This window comes from Nostoc sp. LEGE 12447 (genome assembly GCF_015206985.1).
Classification (GTDB): Bacteria; Cyanobacteriota; Cyanobacteriia; order Cyanobacteriales; family Nostocaceae; genus Nostoc.
In genome coordinates, this window is sequence record NZ_JADEXT010000018.1 from 123974 (window position 1) to 143097 (window position 19124).

At 41.5% G+C, this 19124-nt stretch carries 13 protein-coding genes, 1 tRNA gene and 1 pseudogene; 7 read left to right on the forward strand and 8 right to left on the reverse strand.

The window, feature by feature from the left end:
• Positions 1-80: 80 nt before the first annotated feature.
• The gene (locus tag IQ274_RS19315) at positions 81-701 is read left to right on the forward strand and encodes a Uma2 family endonuclease (RefSeq protein ID WP_194143141.1); all 621 of its coding nucleotides are present in this window, start codon (positions 81-83) and stop codon (positions 699-701) included.
• 3 nt (positions 702-704) lie between these two features.
• On the opposite strand, the gene IQ274_RS19320 is transcribed toward IQ274_RS19315, so the two are convergent.
• From IQ274_RS19320 to IQ274_RS19330, 3 genes are all read right to left on the reverse strand, one after another.
• Entirely contained in the window at positions 705-1964 is a 1260-nt protein-coding gene (locus IQ274_RS19320; protein WP_194143142.1) for an FAD-dependent hydroxylase, read from the reverse strand.
• A 187-nt stretch (positions 1965-2151) separates the two neighbouring features.
• Positions 2152-2343 (reverse strand): hypothetical protein, encoded by a 192-nt coding sequence (locus IQ274_RS19325; RefSeq protein WP_194143143.1) that lies wholly within the window; start codon positions 2341-2343, stop codon positions 2152-2154.
• Between the two features lie 191 nt (positions 2344-2534).
• The gene (locus IQ274_RS19330) at positions 2535-3293 is read right to left on the reverse strand and encodes a YebC/PmpR family DNA-binding transcriptional regulator (RefSeq protein ID WP_194143144.1); all 759 of its coding nucleotides are present in this window, start codon (positions 3291-3293) and stop codon (positions 2535-2537) included.
• 147 nt (positions 3294-3440) lie between these two features.
• Here IQ274_RS19330 and IQ274_RS19335 point away from each other — a divergent pair, with 147 nt between their 5' ends.
• Complete coding sequence (locus IQ274_RS19335; RefSeq protein WP_228058256.1) at positions 3441-4787, forward strand: ABC transporter substrate-binding protein; 1347 nt, start codon at positions 3441-3443, stop codon at positions 4785-4787.
• A 40-nt stretch (positions 4788-4827) separates the two neighbouring features.
• Here the strand turns inward: IQ274_RS19335 and IQ274_RS19340 are convergent, their stop codons facing one another.
• Positions 4828-6399 (reverse strand): metallophosphoesterase family protein, encoded by a 1572-nt coding sequence (locus IQ274_RS19340; protein WP_194143145.1) that lies wholly within the window; start codon positions 6397-6399, stop codon positions 4828-4830.
• A 172-nt stretch (positions 6400-6571) separates the two neighbouring features.
• Between IQ274_RS19340 and IQ274_RS19345 the strand changes: the two genes are divergently transcribed.
• Positions 6572-6645: transfer RNA gene (locus IQ274_RS19345), tRNA-Val, on the forward strand.
• 163 nt (positions 6646-6808) lie between these two features.
• Here IQ274_RS19345 and IQ274_RS19350 read toward each other — a convergent pair.
• The 3 genes from IQ274_RS19350 to IQ274_RS19360 are packed head-to-tail and all read right to left on the reverse strand — an operon-like array spanning position 6809 to position 12046.
• Entirely contained in the window at positions 6809-8206 is a 1398-nt protein-coding gene (locus IQ274_RS19350; protein WP_194143146.1) for a helix-turn-helix domain-containing protein, read from the reverse strand.
• On the reverse strand, positions 8196-9347 hold the full coding sequence (locus IQ274_RS19355; protein ID WP_194143147.1) for an ATP-binding protein: 1152 nt from the start codon (positions 9345-9347) through the stop codon (positions 8196-8198). The genes IQ274_RS19350 and IQ274_RS19355 overlap by 11 nt, the downstream gene beginning before the upstream one ends.
• A 2-nt stretch (positions 9348-9349) precedes the next feature.
• Positions 9350-12046, reverse strand: a complete 2697-nt coding sequence (locus IQ274_RS19360; RefSeq protein ID WP_194143148.1) for a TnsA endonuclease C-terminal domain-containing protein — start codon at positions 12044-12046, stop codon at positions 9350-9352.
• Positions 12047-12192: 146 nt separating this feature from the next.
• Here IQ274_RS19360 and IQ274_RS19365 point away from each other — a divergent pair, with 146 nt between their 5' ends.
• Together IQ274_RS19365 and IQ274_RS19370 are read left to right on the forward strand one after the other, a co-directional pair.
• On the forward strand, positions 12193-12480 hold the full coding sequence (locus IQ274_RS19365) for a helix-turn-helix domain-containing protein (protein WP_194143149.1): 288 nt from the start codon (positions 12193-12195) through the stop codon (positions 12478-12480).
• Positions 12481-12530: 50 nt separating this feature from the next.
• Positions 12531-13520, forward strand: a complete 990-nt coding sequence (locus tag IQ274_RS19370) for a TniQ family protein (RefSeq protein ID WP_194143150.1) — start codon at positions 12531-12533, stop codon at positions 13518-13520.
• A gap of 170 nt (positions 13521-13690) precedes the next feature.
• Here the strand turns inward: IQ274_RS19370 and IQ274_RS37425 are convergent.
• Positions 13691-13978 (reverse strand): annotated as a pseudogene (locus tag IQ274_RS37425) (type I restriction endonuclease subunit R, EcoR124 family); the annotation flags it as partial.
• 405 nt (positions 13979-14383) lie between these two features.
• On the opposite strand from IQ274_RS37425, the gene IQ274_RS19380 reads away from it, so the two are divergent.
• Together IQ274_RS19380 and IQ274_RS19385 are read left to right on the forward strand one after the other, a co-directional pair.
• Positions 14384-15754 (forward strand): P-loop NTPase fold protein, encoded by a 1371-nt coding sequence (locus IQ274_RS19380; protein ID WP_194143151.1) that lies wholly within the window; start codon positions 14384-14386, stop codon positions 15752-15754.
• Positions 15751-19124 (forward strand): hypothetical protein (locus IQ274_RS19385; RefSeq protein ID WP_194143152.1); only part of this gene is annotated, 3374 nt, incomplete at its 3' end. The genes IQ274_RS19380 and IQ274_RS19385, both read left to right, overlap by 4 nt.

Genomic DNA, 19124 nt, shown 5'->3' on the forward strand with positions numbered 1-19124 from the left:
AATTGACTTTGGCAAAAAGTTTTACCTTTAACTGTATTGGATTAGAGATAATATTTCCAAAGCAATAACTCTCAAAAGTCATGACTCAAGTCATACCCAAGCTAGTAACCTTTGAGGAATTCGTCGATTGGCTACCTGAAAATTCAGGTGTACGCTATGAACTGCATAACAGAGATATTGTTGAGATGGCACAACCAGTAGGGGAACATGAAGAAGTTAAAGGATTTCTAGGTATCAAAATTTCTGTTGAAATCCAACGTTTAAGATTGCCCTACATCATCCCCAACCAAGCTATAGTTAGACCTCCTGAAAAAGATTCTGGTTACTTACCAGATGTGTTGGTGCTAAACCGTGCCAATCTGGAAAATGAAGAATTATGGAAAAAACAATCTACCGTTAGTTTGGGTACATCGATCCCTTTGGCAATAGAGGTTGTATCAACTAACTGGCGAGACGATTACTATTTAAAATACGCTGATTACGAAGAGATGGGTATCCCAGAATACTGGATTGTCGATTATGCTGCCTTGGGTGGACGCAATTTTATCGGCAATCCTAAACAACCGACAATCACCGTTTGTAACTTGGTTGATGGAGAATATCAAATAAGTAAGTTTCAAGATAATGCGATCGTTATCTCCCAAACCTTTCCCGAATTGAATCTCACCCCAAACCAGATTTTTCAAGCTGCTGTAATCTAGCGTTTATCGTTTTGCCAATTCTGGAGTTCGCCCCTTCAAACCGATCATCAACTTCAGCATAAACACCTTTAAGAAAGGAACTCGTTGCAAAAACCATAAACCCAAGCGACGAACCACCACTACAGGTAAAAAGTTATTAGAAAACATCCGATCTAACAAATCGGTGAAACCTAAAATAGTCAGGTTTTCCAACTTACGCCAGCGTTCATAACTTTTCAGAATTTGAATGTCGCCAATATCTTTACCCGCTTGGTGCGCTGTTTGGATTACTTGCGCCAAAGCTGCTGCATCCCGAATTCCCAAATTTAAACCTTGTCCACCCACAGGATGGCAATTGTGCGCCGCATCACCAATTAATGCTAGTCGGGGGAGAACATAGCGATCGCTTTGCATGAGTTGTACCTGGAATACAAAGCGATCGCCTAGTAATTCCAATTTACCCATCTGATCGCCATAGCGACGGGTAAGTTCTGCCAAAAACTGCTCATCATCTAAAGCACATAAAGCTTTTGCTTCTTCGTGAGGGGCAGTCCACACAATACGGCAACGGTTCCCCGGTAAAGGTAAAATCGCAAAGGGCCCGCTAGACCAAAATCTTTCGTAAGCGGTGTTGTTGTGCGGTTTTTCTGGTTTTACAAATGCTACGATGCAAGACTGCCAATATTTCCAGCCAGAAGTTTTGATGCCAGCAGCTTGACGAATTGGCGATCGCGCCCCATCTGCTGCTATCAGTAATTTGCTTCGAACTGTCCGTAACTGATCAGCAACTTTAATATCTATCGCGACTATATCTTGCTGGTACCGCGTATTTACCACTTCAGCCGGACACAGATAAGTCACATTTGGACAATTTTGGACAAACTCCTGCAACGGCTGTAACAGCGCTTGGTGTTCCGCCACATAACCCAACTCTGCTGTATCTATATCATCTGTGGTAAATTCCACCACATTGGGATAGTCGGCATCAGAAAGACGAACTCGGCAATATTTGGCGATTTGAGGCAATATTTTGTCCCAAACTCCAATTCCTTGGTAAATTAGCGCCGAAAGCTGATGAACTGCATAAGCTTGTCCCTTCGCTACGGCCGCTGATGCGACTTTCGCCTCAATCAGCAAGATACTCAAGCCAGAATCTTTTAAAGCAGAGGCTAGAGTTAACCCAATAATCCCACCGCCGACAATTACCAAATCATATTCATATCCCCGCAAGTCTGGCGGTGTTGGTTGAGGGGAGAGAGGTTGCTCAAGCTGCGTTAGGGCCATTGTTAAGTTAGGTTACAGCGTCTTTTACTCTTATTTTGACGCGATCGCGCCTCCTTGAGCAAGTTAATGAAAAAACCCGTTGATTGGTAGGGATTTCAACGGGATTAAATAATGCAGTTATTTTTTCAGATAAACCAACACTAAACTTTATTACAGAGCTACTAGAAACTGCTGCACATAATAGTAACTATTTATGAGTTTTAGGAGCTATATTTTTAGCATGATGTTTGTGATGTTTGTGGTGTTTAACTTGTTTAATTTTGCTAGATTTTGTGGCAGCAACATGGTGGATAGTTTTAGCTTGAGCTTGAGATGCAAAAGCGGTTACAGGCGCAGCAAAAATTAAAGCCAAAAGTAAAGCTTTAGCGAACTTATTCACTTGAAATTCCTCATCAACTAATCAACAATCTAACTATCCAATAGGTATATGTCATGAGTTTGTAATTGATATGAATCTTTCATGTCTATTTTTACAACCGTCAAATATCGGAATTATAGAGAATACTTGGATAATCAGAGTTGCTGGTATTTCCAAATTAGATGTAACATTTTGCTCTGTGAAAATTTTGATTAAGAAATGCTAAGAGTCATCAATTCTTCTGTTATGTCGAAGTTAGCTGTGACATTTTGCACGTCATCCAAGCCTTCTAGAGTATCAATTAACTTGAAAAGCGATCGCGCCTGATCTGGATCGGTAACTTCTACACTATTACTAGGAATCCAGCGAAATTCGGCATCAGTTACCTTAAAGCCTTGATTTTTGAGCGTCTGACTAAGGGTTTCTAAATTGCCAATATCAGTAAAAACTTCAGCCATCTCATCTTCAGTCATCTCATAAGATTCAGCACCGCCTTCGAGGGATGCTTCTAAAAGCTGTTCTTCGTCAATCACACCCTGCACGACACAAACGCCTTTTTGATCGAACATCCAGCTAACGCAACCTGTTTCACCAAGATTGCCACCATTTTTACTAAAAGCTACACGTAAGTCAGCAGCAGTGCGATTGCGATTATCTGTGAAGGCTTCGATCAAAATCGCTACACCACCAGGGCCATAGCCTTCGTAGCGAATCGCCTCAAAGATAGCGTTATCACCGCCAAAAGTGCCTGCCCCTTTAGCGATCGCTCGTTCAATATTATCATTGGGGATACTCGCTGCTTTTGCCTTGTCAATTGCCGTGCGAAGTTGAAAATTCAACGCCGGATCTGGTACGCCGCTTCTAGCCGCCACAATAATCGCCCGCGATAACTGAGTGAAGGTTTTCCCCTTTTTTGCATCTACTACCGCTTTTTGGCGCTTAATATTTGCCCATTTACTGTGTCCTGCCATAATCTGAAATTATCAAAACTCTATTCAAGATTAGGATATAAACGCTGGCAAAAACCATGACTTAAGATAATTGTGCAACTCTACATCAAAGTGGCAAAGTTATGTTGAAGCAGCTACGAGAATCGATCAATCATTTTAATCAACATTATGCACAATTTTTTTTCGCCTCCTCGCTATGCCAAGCGAAAAAGAAAGAAAGTGTCAAATTATCTTAGGAGATTACTGCTTGTATTATTCGTAGGCATAATAGCTTTAGTTGGATGTCAAAGTATTCTACCTGTTATTAAGGAAGATAAAGTAATTCATTTAACCCTGTGGCAAGGTGTAAATCCGCCGCCAAATCGGGATGTGCTGCAAAAGCTAGTAGACAAATTCAATCAATCCCACCCAGATATTCAAGTAGAGTCGCTTTATGTTGGGCAACAGGATCAGCAAACGCCCAAGATTTTAGCAGCAGTGGTAGGAAATGCACCCCCAGATTTATTGTGGTACAATCCGACGATCGCAGGTCAATTGGTAGAACTCAATGCGCTTTTACCTTTGGATAAACTGCTCGAAAAATCTCCAATCAAAGCCGAAATTGACCCCGCTTTGTATGGATCGATGAAATACAACGGTAAAATTTGGTCTGTGCCCTTTGCTACAAATAATGTTGGTATTTTTTACCGTCCGAGTTTGTTTAAGGCAGCAGGAATTACTGAATTACCCAGGACTTGGCAGGAGTTTGCACAAGTTGCCAAGAAATTAACTCGTGATACCAATGGCGATGGACGAACCGATCAATATGGGATGTTTCTACCTTTAGGAAAGGGAGAATTTACAGTGTTCACCTGGTTGCCGTTTATGTGGAGTGCTGGCGGCGAGTTGGTGAGTGGTGATTCACAGAATGCAGCAGCAGTAAATTTGCAAGATAATCAAGGCGCGATCGCAGCTTTGCAATTCTGGCGTGATTTAATTACGGATGGTTCCGCCATTTTATCTGGCCCAGAACGGGGTTATGAGACAGATGACTTGCTCAGTGGTAAAGTTGCAATGCAATTAAATGGCCCTTGGACTCTGGGGCAATTTCAAGAGACTGGTGTCGATTTTGATGTTTTTCCAATTCCTGTTGGACAAAAACCTGCTACTGTTATTGGTGGTGAGAATCTCTTCTTTTTCAAAACTACACCGAAACGTGAAAGAGCAGCCTTTCAGTTTGTTGAGTATGCTTTGAGTGAAGAATTTCAGACAGAATTAGCATTGGGAACTGGCTATTTACCGGTGAATTTGAAGTCTCGTGAAAGTCCAAAATATCAGGATTTTATCAAAAAAATACCACAGGTGAAGGTATTTTTAGATCAAGCTAAATATGGGCGATCGCGTCCCATATTTCCTGGTTACAATCGGATTTCTGACAGTATAGGTCGGGCGATTGAATCTGTATTGTTAGGTAAAAGTTCGCCAGCAGACTCACTCAAAGCAACCCAGCAACGTTTAGATTTGATTTTCAAGTGATTAAGGCGCGTAGTTTACCGCCATAGGCATCGCATCCCGTTTAAATTACAAAAGGTTCAAGTTCGCGGTTGTACCACTCATCTTCAATACGTTCAGTAACCAACGGTCTGATGATAAACTTAGGCGGGCTACCATCCAGAACATCAATCCGCACACATGAGTAAGGTAGGCGGTTCTGGAAATTGTCATCATGACGACCCACAAAAAGCGTTGAATCGGCAACTTTCCGAGTGGGTTTACCTGCAATATCCGTAAAAGTCTCCATCAATTCAGTCCCCTTTCGTCTTTGATAGCGGGGACGATGACCACTACCACCAGAGATAATGCAGTTAATGTGAGAGTCAGCAAATCCAGTATCAGTTGTGCGAAGATGCTCCAAACAGTGAGCGTGACCATTTAAAATTAAATCGACTATGGGACGTTCTTTAATTAGAGAACCAAGATTTTCTGCCACTTGTTCAAACACCCAGCGCAAGCGGTGACGAACCGCCAAGGTTTGTGCTTGATTCCATTTAGTAGCTTCTGTAACGAATGGCGGATGGTGGAAAAAGATTACACGTCCGCGCACTTCGGAGGTGTTCCAAGATTCGATTAGTCTGCTTCGCAACCATTCAAGTTGTTCAAAGTCAATCCCAGGCATTTTATGAGATGCCAACTGTTTTTCAATATCGATTTTGATCTCGTTTATTTGGTCTAGTTTGGCGCTAAGTTCATCGAGTTCTTCAGCTTCGGCGGGTTTATCTGGGTTGAGGCCATCGCATATTCCCAAAATCTGCAATTCTTCTCGATCTATTTCCTGGCGACGCTTTTGCAATTCCCGGCGGTAAATTTCCCCCTCTTCAGTTGCAGGTAAAGGTGATGGTGTATTAAAGGTATTAGAATCCAGTGCGAAAAAGTCAATCCCGCCATAACGAAAGGTGTAATAGCGATTGGGTAAGCGGGTAAATTGTCCGGGTTCGTAACGCAAACACCGCCCTGTATCGGTCTTACCAGTGTAGTGTCGATCTAAATGACGTTCTAACTCTTGTGGGGAAGCGATCGCTTGGGTATAGTCCATAAATGCCCGCGCATAAGCATTTCCTTGATACGATCCATGCCAGCCAATCTCGATATCTTTGTAGCGGAACAGGCGACGTAATGAAGATGTTGTACCAGTAACTAAACGGTACATCAACGGCACATCGTAATAATCATGATTACCTGGCACTGGCAAGAATGGCATATTAAACACCATGCGGTCATAAGGAATGCTTTTCGGCTTGTCACCACCGACAATAAATTCCCGGTAAGGCTCAATAAAGTTTGTTGAATAATATTCTTGGGAACCAACCACATAGATTACATCACCTGTGTGCAACACAAAACTGCAATCATCCCGGTGAGGAAGCATCAATTCGGCAACTTTTCGTTGGGGGTGATGGCGAGAATGGGATTTGGTGCCGGAATCACCAATAACCATAAAGGAAAATTCTGGACTATCTTCCCTGCGATCGTCAATAACCATGCTGGTTTGGTCAATTCCCCCTTGCACAAAACTTGGATGCATCCACCGCACCCGTTCCTTCATTTTTTGAATTTTTACAGGAATCGGTGGATCGGAAATCAATTTCATGGCTGATAACTCTTGAATGCTTAACGCACAAGCTGATTGTAACGAAATAATAAGGATTTTATTTGAAATTAGGACTTACGCACTCAAAATCTAAAACCCCCTTAAAAAAGCTTGGGTCTTCATCTTGTGCGATCGTAAAAGTATATGCTACTATCAATATTCGTGTGGTTAAGGACGTATAGCTCAGTTGGTTAGAGCGCTACGTTGACATCGTAGAGGTCACTGGTTCGAATCCAGTTACGTCCATTTCTGTACATTCAAAAATTCGTGAATGTACTTGTGACTTTACCCATAACTTTGCCGCAACGGCAAGCTTATGGTTCCAATAGGGAGCGGCAAAGTTATGCTTCCAATTTTCCAGGTGTAGAGAAAGAAGCCAACTTACTCTGCCCTTTTAAGTTTAATAGCTTTACACTCCAATTTCACGTCGTGTTTCATTTAAAGCAGCACGAACCTGTTTGTAACGGAGATATCCAGGATGAGTCATTATTTCAGACACACGAGCTTCTGAGGGGTATTCTCCTTGATTATGCAACTTAAGTACAATCTGCTTAACTTCTCTGCAAGACTGCTGTATCTTTTGTGTGTGACATGCTTTACCATAACTACGGTATTTGGCAGAAATGGCACGGCATAAATCTGGAAAGTGGCTGAAAATTGTCCGCCTATCGTATCCTAAACCTGTAGCTACTTCTTCCATTGTCAGTGGTGGCTGGTTGTCGCTTGCAAGGATTGCTAGCAAGGTATCTTGTACTTGATTAGCGTCGAAAAGTTTTGGAGATGCTCTTAGTGTGGGCGATCGCCGAATGGTTTTGTGTGAGATTTTCGTAAAAGATTTAGCGGCAAGTTGTTCTGGTTTTAGTAAATCTAGCAGAGATATTTCTAAGCGATAACAAATTTTGACAAGTATATCAAGCACTGGTAAAGCTTTACCAGTCTGCCACATCCATAAAGTATTCTTCGGTATTCCCATCAACCGGGCAAACTCAGCTATATTGCCATTAGTCACTGCATTTATGACTAGACTCAAAGATTTGGCAATTTCTTCTTTTGCTGGTGGAGAATTAAAAGATAGGGTGGAAGAAATTAATTCTCCAATAACCTCTACTATCCAAGTTTGCGAATGTAATTCTTCTTTAGATAAAGTTGAGCAATCCGTAATTTCTGAGGAGGACTTGACAGGAAGATTCAAACCTAGCCAACCACCACACTTGGAACAGTAACCAGGTCGCGATCGCCAACTTAGTAGTGGCAACTCCTGCTGACAGCGAGGACATTGCAAACATAAATATATTTTGTGTAAAGGACATACTTTTACTGAATTTATAGTCCAAAGTAGTGGTTTATAAATTATTTGTTTAGCTAAACGCCATTCTTCATAACATACAGTACACCAAGCGCTTTGGGTACGAAACAAATTGCGCGTGGGAATAATTTCAGACCAAAATAGCAGGGTCAGCAAGTGCAAATCTTCTATAAGCGTTAGCTGCTGAAGTGCTTGTACTAAATCTATTACTATATTTCCTGTACCATTTATAGCTGTAGCACGGTCGAAAAGAGAACGTAAATCTCTACTAGTTCGGGATTTCAAAAATATTTGTTTTAGTAGTGGTGTAATAGTTCGTGAAATTAATACATCTGGAGGTACACAATGAGCCTCTGCTAATCTTTCTATGTATCCTGTAAGGCTTTCCACCATTGGTGTTCTAATGCCAACAGGCTCTAATTGATACAAATGACTGCGAGATGGAATGGAAACCTTTTTTAAATCCCAAGATTCGTATGTTGTTAGTCCATTAGTTAACATCTTGCTGCACTCCAATAGGGTCTCTTTTTGGTTTGCGTTTGCCAACCTTTCCTGGCGGACGAGTAGTTTTTGGGGTTTCTTCTGGTAGCCCGATTGGTTTCATTCTCAGTCCTAAAAGAGAGCGTAAGTTTTGCACATCTGCTTCTGTCTCAGATAATTGTCGTTCACCCTCTTGAATTTCCTTGAACATTTTCTGACACTGAGCAACCGACAAAGCACGTTTTTGTAAATCTTTAAGAGTGATTGTTGTTGCTTCTCGATCTAGAGCATCGTTAAGAGCGCGTGTTAGCCAATCTTTCAGTGTGCCAATACATCCTAAAGTACGTTCGTAAAAATATTCCCAATGATCGACTAAATTTGGAGTTTCTGCTAATGGCAGATGCTGTTGAAAAGTTAACAACACACTCTTAAAAGCCTGTACATCTTCTGGGCTATCAGCACAATAACGGCGGAAATGAATATCAACACTACGACGTGAGAGTTGACCGCTCAAATTACGGAATGTCAATAATTCGTATGTTCCTAATAGACAGTGCAAGATGCCTGTCATATTTGCTAAAGATTTGAGACAGTCTAATTGATCTTGTAGCTTGTATCCGCTTGCCACCTTACCAAAATGTTGTGCTTCATCTACAAAAAATACGTCTGGATGACGGTGGATGAGAGCATTTTCTAAAGCTCTGCGTAGAGCAGGTGCAACTACTTTTGACTCAACACTAATTTTGCCAAAATTATCGCGAGAGATACCACGCACACCGTAATCAAACTTGTGATCGATTAATGGTTCTTCCAAGGTAATTAAGGCGCGTGTGTAGTATTCTTTCCAGTTGAAGTATCTCGATTCTGGAGCTACAGCTTCAATACCAACAACAGGAACACGAGCGCGATCGCTTTCCAGTTTAGGTAATGCCAGTTCCTTTAACTTCTGCTCAACACGGAGCCACAAAGTTGTTTTACCGATACCGCTAGGGCCATAAACAAAGATAAATGATGCTCCTGCGGGTTCGGCAATTGTTCGCATGAGAATTTCATAGACTTCTTTAAGTCGAGGATGCGCTACGGTGTAATCCTTAAAGTAAGCAAGCCTTTCTGTAGTAGGTTGTGTGAGGAGTTCAAGAGGAAATCCATTAAGTCTTGTCATAATTAAAATTCCTCATACACTAGAAGTGTTTCTGGGACGATCGCTTCATCTTCATCCGCTTGAGAATCGGTATTGCCAAAAGGAACTTGAATAAGTTTTGATTGTCCGTTACGGCTTGTTGTCGCTTTTCCACCCTCAATTACTCTAAAGACTTCCTTAACTTCTGCATCATAGGAACGCTGTTCTAATAGAGCTTCTTGAGCTTCTACCGATGCTAAAAATTCTGCTAAATTCTTAGCCGAAACTTTAGATTGTTGTGCATGATTTGAAGAGCGTTTGCGTAATTCGATACTAGCTAACTTCAATTCTTTTTCTGAACGACCTTGGAGTTCTGCATAATATTGAGAGATACACTGTACCCACTGTCCTCGAACAAAGGCGTAAGCGATACCAATATTAAACGGGTCGTATCTTATCTGCACAGAGGTATTTTCAATTTGGGGGTCGCGGAAACTATTAGACCAGTAGTAGATTGAGTTAATTTTTACACCACGTCCAACTTGAACTTTTGCTTTCCCCTCTGAGGTCGTTGGTAGGGTAAGAATCTGGAAGTTTTCATCGTAAGAAATCATGCGGTGAACCCGACTGCCACCAATCGCCATACCCGCAGCAAACGCATCCCTTGGACTCTGGAAAAGTGCCGGATGTTCGTCTGTATCGTAAACTTCGTAAGCCCAAGCACAAAGATATTCATAAAGTAAACCAAGTGTCCATACAGCTAGATTTTTAGGGTTAACTGACTTGGTGACTTGGCGGACATTACGAGTTATTTGTGTATTACCAAGTAAGTTATGGACAAATTGAGTATTGGAAGTTCCAAATAAGCGTTCGCAAACCGAACCAAAACGAGCTTTGGCTGGGGGTCTTTGCTTTTTTGTACATTCAAAAGTAGCTAGTAGTGTTTCAAAATAAACACTGTGAAACTCTGCACCGTTATCTACCACTACAATTTGGGGAAGCCTGCCGTGACGCTTGACACAAATTCTTAGCACCATTAAGCAAGAACGATATGAGGGTGAGTCAAACGTTAGGTAAACTGCCAGCAATCGCCGTGAATAAGCATCTACGAGAAATGTTGCCCAAGGTCTGCCAAGATTGCGACCTGTATCAGAGCAAACTAGCTCTACATCTAACTCAGTATGATCTATATGCCCAATTTCAAAAGGGCGATCGCCGTGTCTTGGGGTAGTTATAGCAAGCTCCCAATAGAAGGATTCATGCTGATAAGCGGCACGACGACCTTGGCGTTTTTTAGTCTGTTCGTAACCAGTCCGGCGTTGTACTTCTTTGGTAAATGCTTTATAGCTCGGAGCAATTACACCAGCTTCTTCGCAAGCTCGAACTAAAGCCGCGTGAACCTCCCACATTCTTTTTTGTTTAAGAGTTTCATAGTCTTCTAAAATAAACTTCTCCATAATTGCTAAGGTGTCTTCGGGCAGCTTGCGCTGACGATTACCTTTGACACTGCGATGGGACAAAAGCCCAATGTAGCCGCAACCGTATTTTTGAATTGCAGTTAGATATTTAGCTTTCCAGTCATGAATGGTACGGGCTGGTATTGTTTCGTTTTCTGGGGGATGGCCGTTTAAGTAAGGTTCTATAGTTCTGTAGCGTTCAAGGGCTTCTGCTTGGTCTTCAGGACTAGCTTGATAAAATCGCTGCCAAGATTCTGTGCTAATAGCTGTTTTTTCTGGTGTTTGGAGACTTGTGATTTTTCCTTGGCGAACCAGATTCTCAAATATAGCTTTTTTGAGTTCAATTAACTGATTATTTTCTGCGCCAAGTATAACCTCTGTTTCTCCAACATGGATGATATTTAAACCTTTGCCGTCCCAACTAACAGTTGCTCCAGTAACAATATTGACTACAGGAGAGATAGCCGGAAGACTTACACTTGGTTGCTCAACCATTAATCTATAAGCACTAGCAGTTTGCTCGTCACGGAAGATTAGACATCTTTCTGGTTCAGCTAGTGGTGTAGCATTTAAATCAATATAGATTTGCTCTTGAATAATTAAGGTGTAGATATCGTCAGATTTAGCTCCTGTTGACCGATTGAGTAATTCTGTTAAAGTGATTCCTGGTTGAGATGACACAACTGCAAGTAATGATTGAGCGATCGCTTCTTCCACTACTAGAGATTCTGAGCGATAATAATCTTCTAAAAATTGCAGATTACGTTGCAGAACCCAATTGATTTCCCGATCTGAGCGAATGCGGTAATAAAGCCCAAACTGGTTAGCATAGTCTTCTCCTGGCGGGCAATGCCATTGATTATCTTCTTGAGAGTAAAAGTAACGATTGGGGTTTTTCTCTGCTAGTTTTTTCAAATCCTGCTCAGTTTTACACTCTTCCCAACCAGCCGAATTGGTTCGGATGACAAATAAATCTGGGGTGTGTAAAATGCCTAATCTACGTCCGTTACTTGCTTGATAGTCAAGTTTAATTTGTGGTGGTTGATCGTAGAATTCTAGAACATCTTCATCATGTTCTAACTGATAGATAATTGGCAGTTCAACCCGATGAGACTCAAATTGAATCGTAACTCCCATCTTGCGGCTAGGGTAGCGTCCCGAAACATTCTTGCTACCGCCACCAACGCGGCGGGATGGCTCAGATGAGCGGACTTTCTCAATAATTTTTTGCCCTGCCTCGGATATTTGAAGGCGAGCAACCCATTGTTCAAATTGCTCTTTCATATACTCCTTAGTAAGCGCAAAGCGCTTTATTTTATGAATCTATCAAAATAAGACCATAAAGTTAGGAACTTGCTTGCCTGATGCTATACTACTTAACTTTACAACACTCATATTGTGCAAAAGTCCACTGATAGTAGATAGATTTAATGGTGATACTGGTTCAGTATTGTTGTGTGACGCAAAAACACCCCAGTATTGAGTACCGCTTTGGAAAAGCCATTAGGCGGCGAAGGCGAGAGTTAGATTTATCCCAAGAAGAACTGGCTGAAAAGTCAGGACTTCATCGCAACTACATCTCAGGAATCGAAACCGGAGAGCGTAACCCTTCGTTAAAAAATATTGTTAAGTTAGCCGCAGCTTTGGAGATATCTGTCTCCGACCTCTTTGTTAATTACGGCATCGAGGTTAGGGGTGAATCGGAAACTAATTCCTGAAATTTAGCTGTTAAAACTAAAGTACCAGCGTTTAGGTTAATCCAAGAGGGATGACAATTTACTCAGAGCATTGGAGTTTAAAACCTCCAGAAATCCCGCAACGGAGTCGGTTATTCTCTCTTGAACCTGTGGCGGTGGGAACTCCCTACGCAGAAAGTCTTAGTAGCTATCTCCATCGTTTAGCGCAGGTGCATTGTTTAACCTCTCAGAAGCTCGTTATGGGAGAAATTGCGCCACTTATTCTCAAAGATGAGGATAAATCTGAGCTATTAGCAAAAAATCTGAGTCACCTATTGGGAAATAGCGATGCTAAACCGGCTATCAACGGAATGCGAGAAATGACAGGAAAGTTAGTCACTGTCTTAGAAGAGTTAACAATGCGTCAGGATTTACGCTTTTTGACCTTTTTAAGCTGGAAAGGAATGATTTATGACAAGGGATTATTTCGGAACTACCGCGCTTGGTGTCCTTGTTGTTGGGAAGAGTGGATGCAGGAGAACAAAACTATTTATGAACCATTATTATGGTCATTTAAAGATGTAGAATTTTGTTTGATTCACAAACAGCGATTAATAGAAGAATGTCCTCATTGTGGTGCCCGTTTACCTGTGATGGCTAGGTTTTCACCTGCGGGATTTTGTTCTCGTTGTTACGGGTGGTTAGGACAGGAAATTAAAGGCGAAGAAGAAATAGAGAAATATCGAGTTAATATTCAAGGAATTAGCGAATTAATTGCACTTACTCCCCAATTAGGATATAAACCCATCTCAATCGAGTTAACCCGAAAATTACAATTGATTTTGTTAGTGTTTGAACAAGCAATTGGAAAGGATGTGAAGTTATTGGGAGATTTAGGGGGAATCATGGAATCGTTGAGGATAGCCTCAAGAACAAATCAAAGTCAACCTTATCATTTGGTGAAGTTGATTATTCCTGTGTGTGAGAAGGCGAAGATTAGTGTATTCCAGTTGTTTGGGTCAGATTTTAAGGAATTGGGCAAGATATTGTTCGGGAATTTTAGTCTGGAATTAAAGTTGTGAAGTTTAGTATAAATTTGAAGATCGCGTGCTTTGAGAACTGTTTTATTCTTCCTCCCCAAGCTCACCAAGAGCGTCATCAAATTTGTTGATAATGTCGAGCAATTTTGATACGACTCGCGCAAAGATTTTTTACGCTCTAATAATTTCGGTTTCTCGTTGCAAGCACTCAACACGGTTTCCCTTAATGGTTCTTTCCCAGAGAATTTGTAGTCAGCAATCATTTGATTAACAGCTTCGACCTTGAGATTTTCCTCTACACAGAGTTGTTGAATTGCTTCAACACGTTCTTGAGTCCAGAAGTCTTCAAAGACGGTTTCGACTTTTTCTTCGGGTTCAAGGGTGGGTAGCCGCTCTTCGATAAATTTCTCCAGCAGATGCCGTTTACTTCGTAATTGGGCTTCTTTGCCAATGAGTTCAAGGATAGAGGCTTTTTGGCTCTGGTACTCTTCTGATGTGATATTTGTTTGCCATCTCGCTGGAAGTTAGCCACCAGCTTGAGAATATAGGCGACATTGATGTGTATTTAACGAGATACAAAATACCGGACGTAATTTAGAACGTCTACTGAGGAAGAAAGTTGATGGTATCTGCGTCCATGTTGCGGCTAAAATGACCAGTCATACTCTGCGTATTTTTCTGCTTTAGCGTTTTGGCATTAATGTCCTTACTTTTGAACAGCATCCTGTGGCTTAGTTCACATAAGGCGTACAGCTATTTTTTAGCGAGGGCTTCGCCAACGGCGGGCGTAGCCTCTCGTAGAGAAGGCATCGCAGAAGTTTTCGGTCTACTGAATTTCGTAAAACTTACTTGGTTAAGCGTATCCTTGTAATAAAGCTTAAAAACATAACTTATAGTGACCTGACATGACGATAGATTTACGTAAATTTTATAAGGCAACTGACCCTGGTAAGACGTTGGCCGTAGCAAATCCTGAAGATAGGAAGTATTATATTGACTTTTCCTCTGTACGAGGTGGCGAGATTATTGAGGAACTGAAGTACAATATCACCTTTCTCTCACCCGATGACCCCACCTGTTTTTTATTTACTGGGCATATTGGTTGTGGTAAATCTACAGAGTTATTACGACTCAACAAAGAATTGGAAGAGGAAGGGTTCCATGTCGTTTATTTTGAGTCTAGTGAAGACTTAGAAATGGAAGATGTCGATATTGTAGATGTTCTGCTAGCGATCGCATATCGCGTCAGTCAGAGTTTGGACAAAATTGTACTGGAGGAACCCAGCAAGCTAAATAAGTTGCTACAGGGAGTGTGGAATGTCTTAAACTCCGAGGTGACAGGCTTGAAAGTAAAGCCTCCCGAAATGCCTGGACTTCTTAAACTTGGGGATTTAGGTTTCACTTCAGAAAACCAAAAGCTTACTATTGCATTTGGTTTTGGTGAAATCATTACCAGAGTCAAAAATGATGAAAACCTGCGGGAGAAACTCAACCAGCATCTGGGGCCAAAGAAAACTGAACTGTTGGAAGCGATTAATAAAGAATTACTAGAACCTGCGATCGCCAAACTGAAACTACAGGGCAAAAAAGGATTGGTGGTGATTGTGGATAACCTCGACCGCATCGACAGTCGCCCAAAGCCTTGGGGTCGTCCACAACAAGAATACCTTTTTGTCGATCAGGGTGAGTCTTTAAGCAAGCTAAATTGTCATGTACTTTATACAATGCCTTTAGCCCTAAAGTTCTCAAATGAGTATGGAAACCTCACGCAGCGATTTTCGGAAGAACCTAAAGTGTTACCAATGGTAGTTGTCCAACAGGATGGTAGCGACTATGAACCGGGGATCGCTTTGCTACGACAGATGGTGCTGGCGAGAGCTTTTCCAGATTTGGATGAAAAGCAGCGTTTAGAAAAAATTTCCGAAATATTTGACAGTCCTAAAACCCTAGACCAACTGTGCCGTGTTAGTGGAGGGCACGTCCGAGACTTGCTTAGACTGTTGAATACCTGGATTCAAAAGGAAAGAAAATTTCCTCCTTTATCTCGCCAGACTCTGGAAGATGTAATTCGTTCTCGCTTTAATGAGATGACAATCACTATTTATGATGATGACTGGGAGTTATTGCGTAAAGTTAAGCAACAGAAAAAAGTTAGTGGTGATCAAGGATACCAAAAGCTTATTCGTAGTCGGTTAGTCTTTGAATATCGGATTAGTAACCTATTATGGTTTGATATTAATCCGATTTTGGCAGATGCGAAAGAGTTGCAGCCATGAGTGAGATGAATCAGCTTGATGAAGGGTGGCAAGAGAGAGCTGTAGATATTGCTGCCAACAACGAGAATGCCTTAGAGGAATTAGCTTGGGCAATAGAAACTTCTGTTGATCAATTCAAGCTGCTTTTGGCTCGTTGTAACGATAGGAAGTTGCGATCGCATCTGGCAGAACGCTTGCAAGAACTGACGAGCGTCAATATACGTATTCTTGAACTAGAAAAATCAGACAAGACACTTTACGCCAAGATTCAGGCAGAAATCAGGGAAGAACAGCCAGATGCTTTAATGATATTTGGCTTAGAATCTGTGGACGACTTGGATCGTTTGTTGACTACAACTAATCAAGTGCGAGAGGAGTTTCGGAAGAATTTTCATTTTCCACTTGTTCTCTGGGTTAACGATGAAGTCTTGAAGAAGCTGATGCAGCTAGCTCCTGATTTCGAGAGTTGGGCGATAACTACAGCATTTGCGATCGCTACTGACGAATTGATTGACTTTCTCAGACAAAAGGCTGAACAAATTTTTCAGGGGGATTTAATCCTTGATCTAGAAGCTAGCCATGAAATAAAACTAGCTTGTCATGATTTACAAAAGCGTGAGCAAGTATTAGACCTAGAAATTAAAGCAATTATAGAATACTTACTTGGCGAAACCGAATATGTAAATCGAAACATAGAGGCTGCTTTGAAGCATTATAAACAAAGCTTGGAACTTTGGCAGCAAATTAACCATTTAGAGCCACAAGTTAAACTACTAATTGATATCGCCTTCTGCTATTACGTAAAAACTCCTCGATATCGAGAAGTAAATTCCTCTATTTTACAACAAACTAGGGATTACGCTAAACAATGTTTTGATCTGTTTGAACAGCTTCACTATCCAGATTTAAGTGTAAATTTACTTCTTAAGTTCGGAGATATTCTTCAAGATTTGCAGGAATGGCGCAAACTCCAAACTCTTGGAGAGAAATCTTTAGAGCATTACCCAACTCAAGAGGAACCGCTTAAATTAGCAATAGATTATGGCTTTCTTGCTGAAGTAGCTCTAGCACAGGAGCGTTGGCATGATGCCGAGCAGTTAGCTAGAAAATCTCTAAAAAATTTATCAATTCATAGTAGGCAATTACTAAATAATCCACGAACTTTCAATAAAAAAGTTCTTCTACTTAACAACAGTCGATATTTATTTATTCTGGCGAAAGCACAGCAACATTTAGGTCAAACTGAAGAGGCTCTTAGCAATTTAGAAAAAGCCCGACAGGAAGGTAATTCTGAAGAAAATCCCTGTTTGTATCTTGATATTTTAAATCATTTACAGAAGTTTTACTTTGAGCAGAGACAATATCTCAAAGCCTTTGAAATTAAACTACAGCAGCAATCAGTAGAGCAGCAGTATGGATTTCGAGCATTTGTTGGCGCAGGTCGAATCCAGCCACAACGACAAGCAGAATTAGCACTGACGAAGGTTGAAACTCAGGAAAATGTTGCTCAAGAAATTGATGCTTCTGGTCGGCTGCTGGATGTAAATAAATTGGTTGAGCGCATTGGCCGCAATGATTACAAGCTAATTGTGATTCATGGGCAGTCTGGAGTAGGAAAAAGTTCGCTAGTAAATGGAGGATTGTTACCAGCGCTTAAGCAGAAAAGCATTGGCACTCAGGATGTTTTGCCTGTATTAATACGCGTTTACACCAGTTGGGTTACAGAATTGGGAAGGTTGTTAACAGAAGCACTGGAGAAAAAGGGGATACACTCAACAACTCCTTTGGATTCAGCAGCAGCTATCTTGGCACAGATAAACCAAAGTGAGTTACCCAATCTGCGGATAGTATTAATTTTTGACCAGTTTGAAGAATTCTTCTTTGTCTATTCTGCTCCTATCGAAAGGCAGCGATTTTTTGAGTTTCTGGCAGACTGTTTGAAAATTTTGTCAGTAAAGGTTGTCCTGTCGTTGCGGGAAGATTACCTACATTATTTGCTGGAGTGCAATCGTTTGCCCAGCATGGAAATTATCAGCAATGACATTCTGAGCAAGAATACACTCTACCCGTTAGGAAATTTTTCGCCAGCAGATGCCGAAACGATTATCCACCAATTAACAGAGCGCTCTAATTTTTATTTAAAACGTGATTTAGTTAAGGAATTGGTGCAGGATTTAGCAGGTGAGTTAGGGGAAGTGCGACCAATTGAATTGCAGATTGTGGGAGCGCAGCTGCAAGCAGAGAATATTACAACAGTTGCTGAGTATCAAAAGTGCGGTCAAAAAGAAGAACTAGTCAAGCGCTACCTGGCAGAAGTGGTTAAAGACTGTGGTGCTGAGAATCAGCAAGTAGCTAACTTAGTACTATATTTACTTACAGATGAAAAAGGAACTCGCCCTCTCAAAACTGAAGATGAACTAGAGAGAGATTTGAAGATATTAGCAATAAATTTAAAAACCGAAGACAGCAAATTAAATTTAATATTAAAGATTGTTGTGGACTCCGGTTTGGTGTTGCGACTTAAAGAAAGCCCAGACGATCGTTATCAGCTAGTGCATGATTATTTGGCAGTGTTAATTCGCCAACAAAAAGAACCAGAATTAAAGAATTTAAGGACAAAACTAGAAGCAGAAACAAAAAAACGCCAAAATCTGGAAAAACAGATGAAGGAATTAGAAGCAAATGTTGAAAAGGAAAGGCAAATTTTAAGAGAAGCACAAGCACAACGGGATAAGGTTCAAAAAGAGATTGAAGAAGCGCAGGTTCAGCTAAGAAAAGCAGAAACAGCGCGGGAAGAAGCCCAAATAGGTACAAAACTAGAGCGGGCAGGAGTAAATGCTTTAAGACAATTTGAGTTTCAACAAATAGATGGGCTATTATCAGCCATACGGGCTGGGCAAGAATTAAAAGCGCTGGTTTATCGCCGCCCTTTAGAAGAATATCCAGCTACGAGTCCACTCTTAGCTTTACAGACTATTCTTTACAAAATCCGCGAGAAAAATCGGTTAGAAGGGCATACAAGGGAAGTCAACAGCGCCAGTTTTAGCCTGGATGGAGAGCGCATCGTCACCGCCTCAGATGACACGGCGCGGGTGTGGGACATGACTGGCAACCTGGTAGCCCAACTCCAAGGGCATACAGATAGAGTCAACAGCGCCAGTTTTAGCCCGGATGGAGAGCGCATCGTCACCGCCTCATGGGATAAGACGGCGCGGGTGTGGGACATGACTGGCAATCTGGTAGCCCAACTCCAAGGGCATACAGGGGAAGTCAACAGCGCCAGTTTTAGCCTGGATGGAGAGCGCATCGTCACCGCCTCAGATGACACGGCGCGGGTGTGGGACATGACTGGCAACCTGGTAGCCCAACTCCAAGGGCATACAGATAGAGT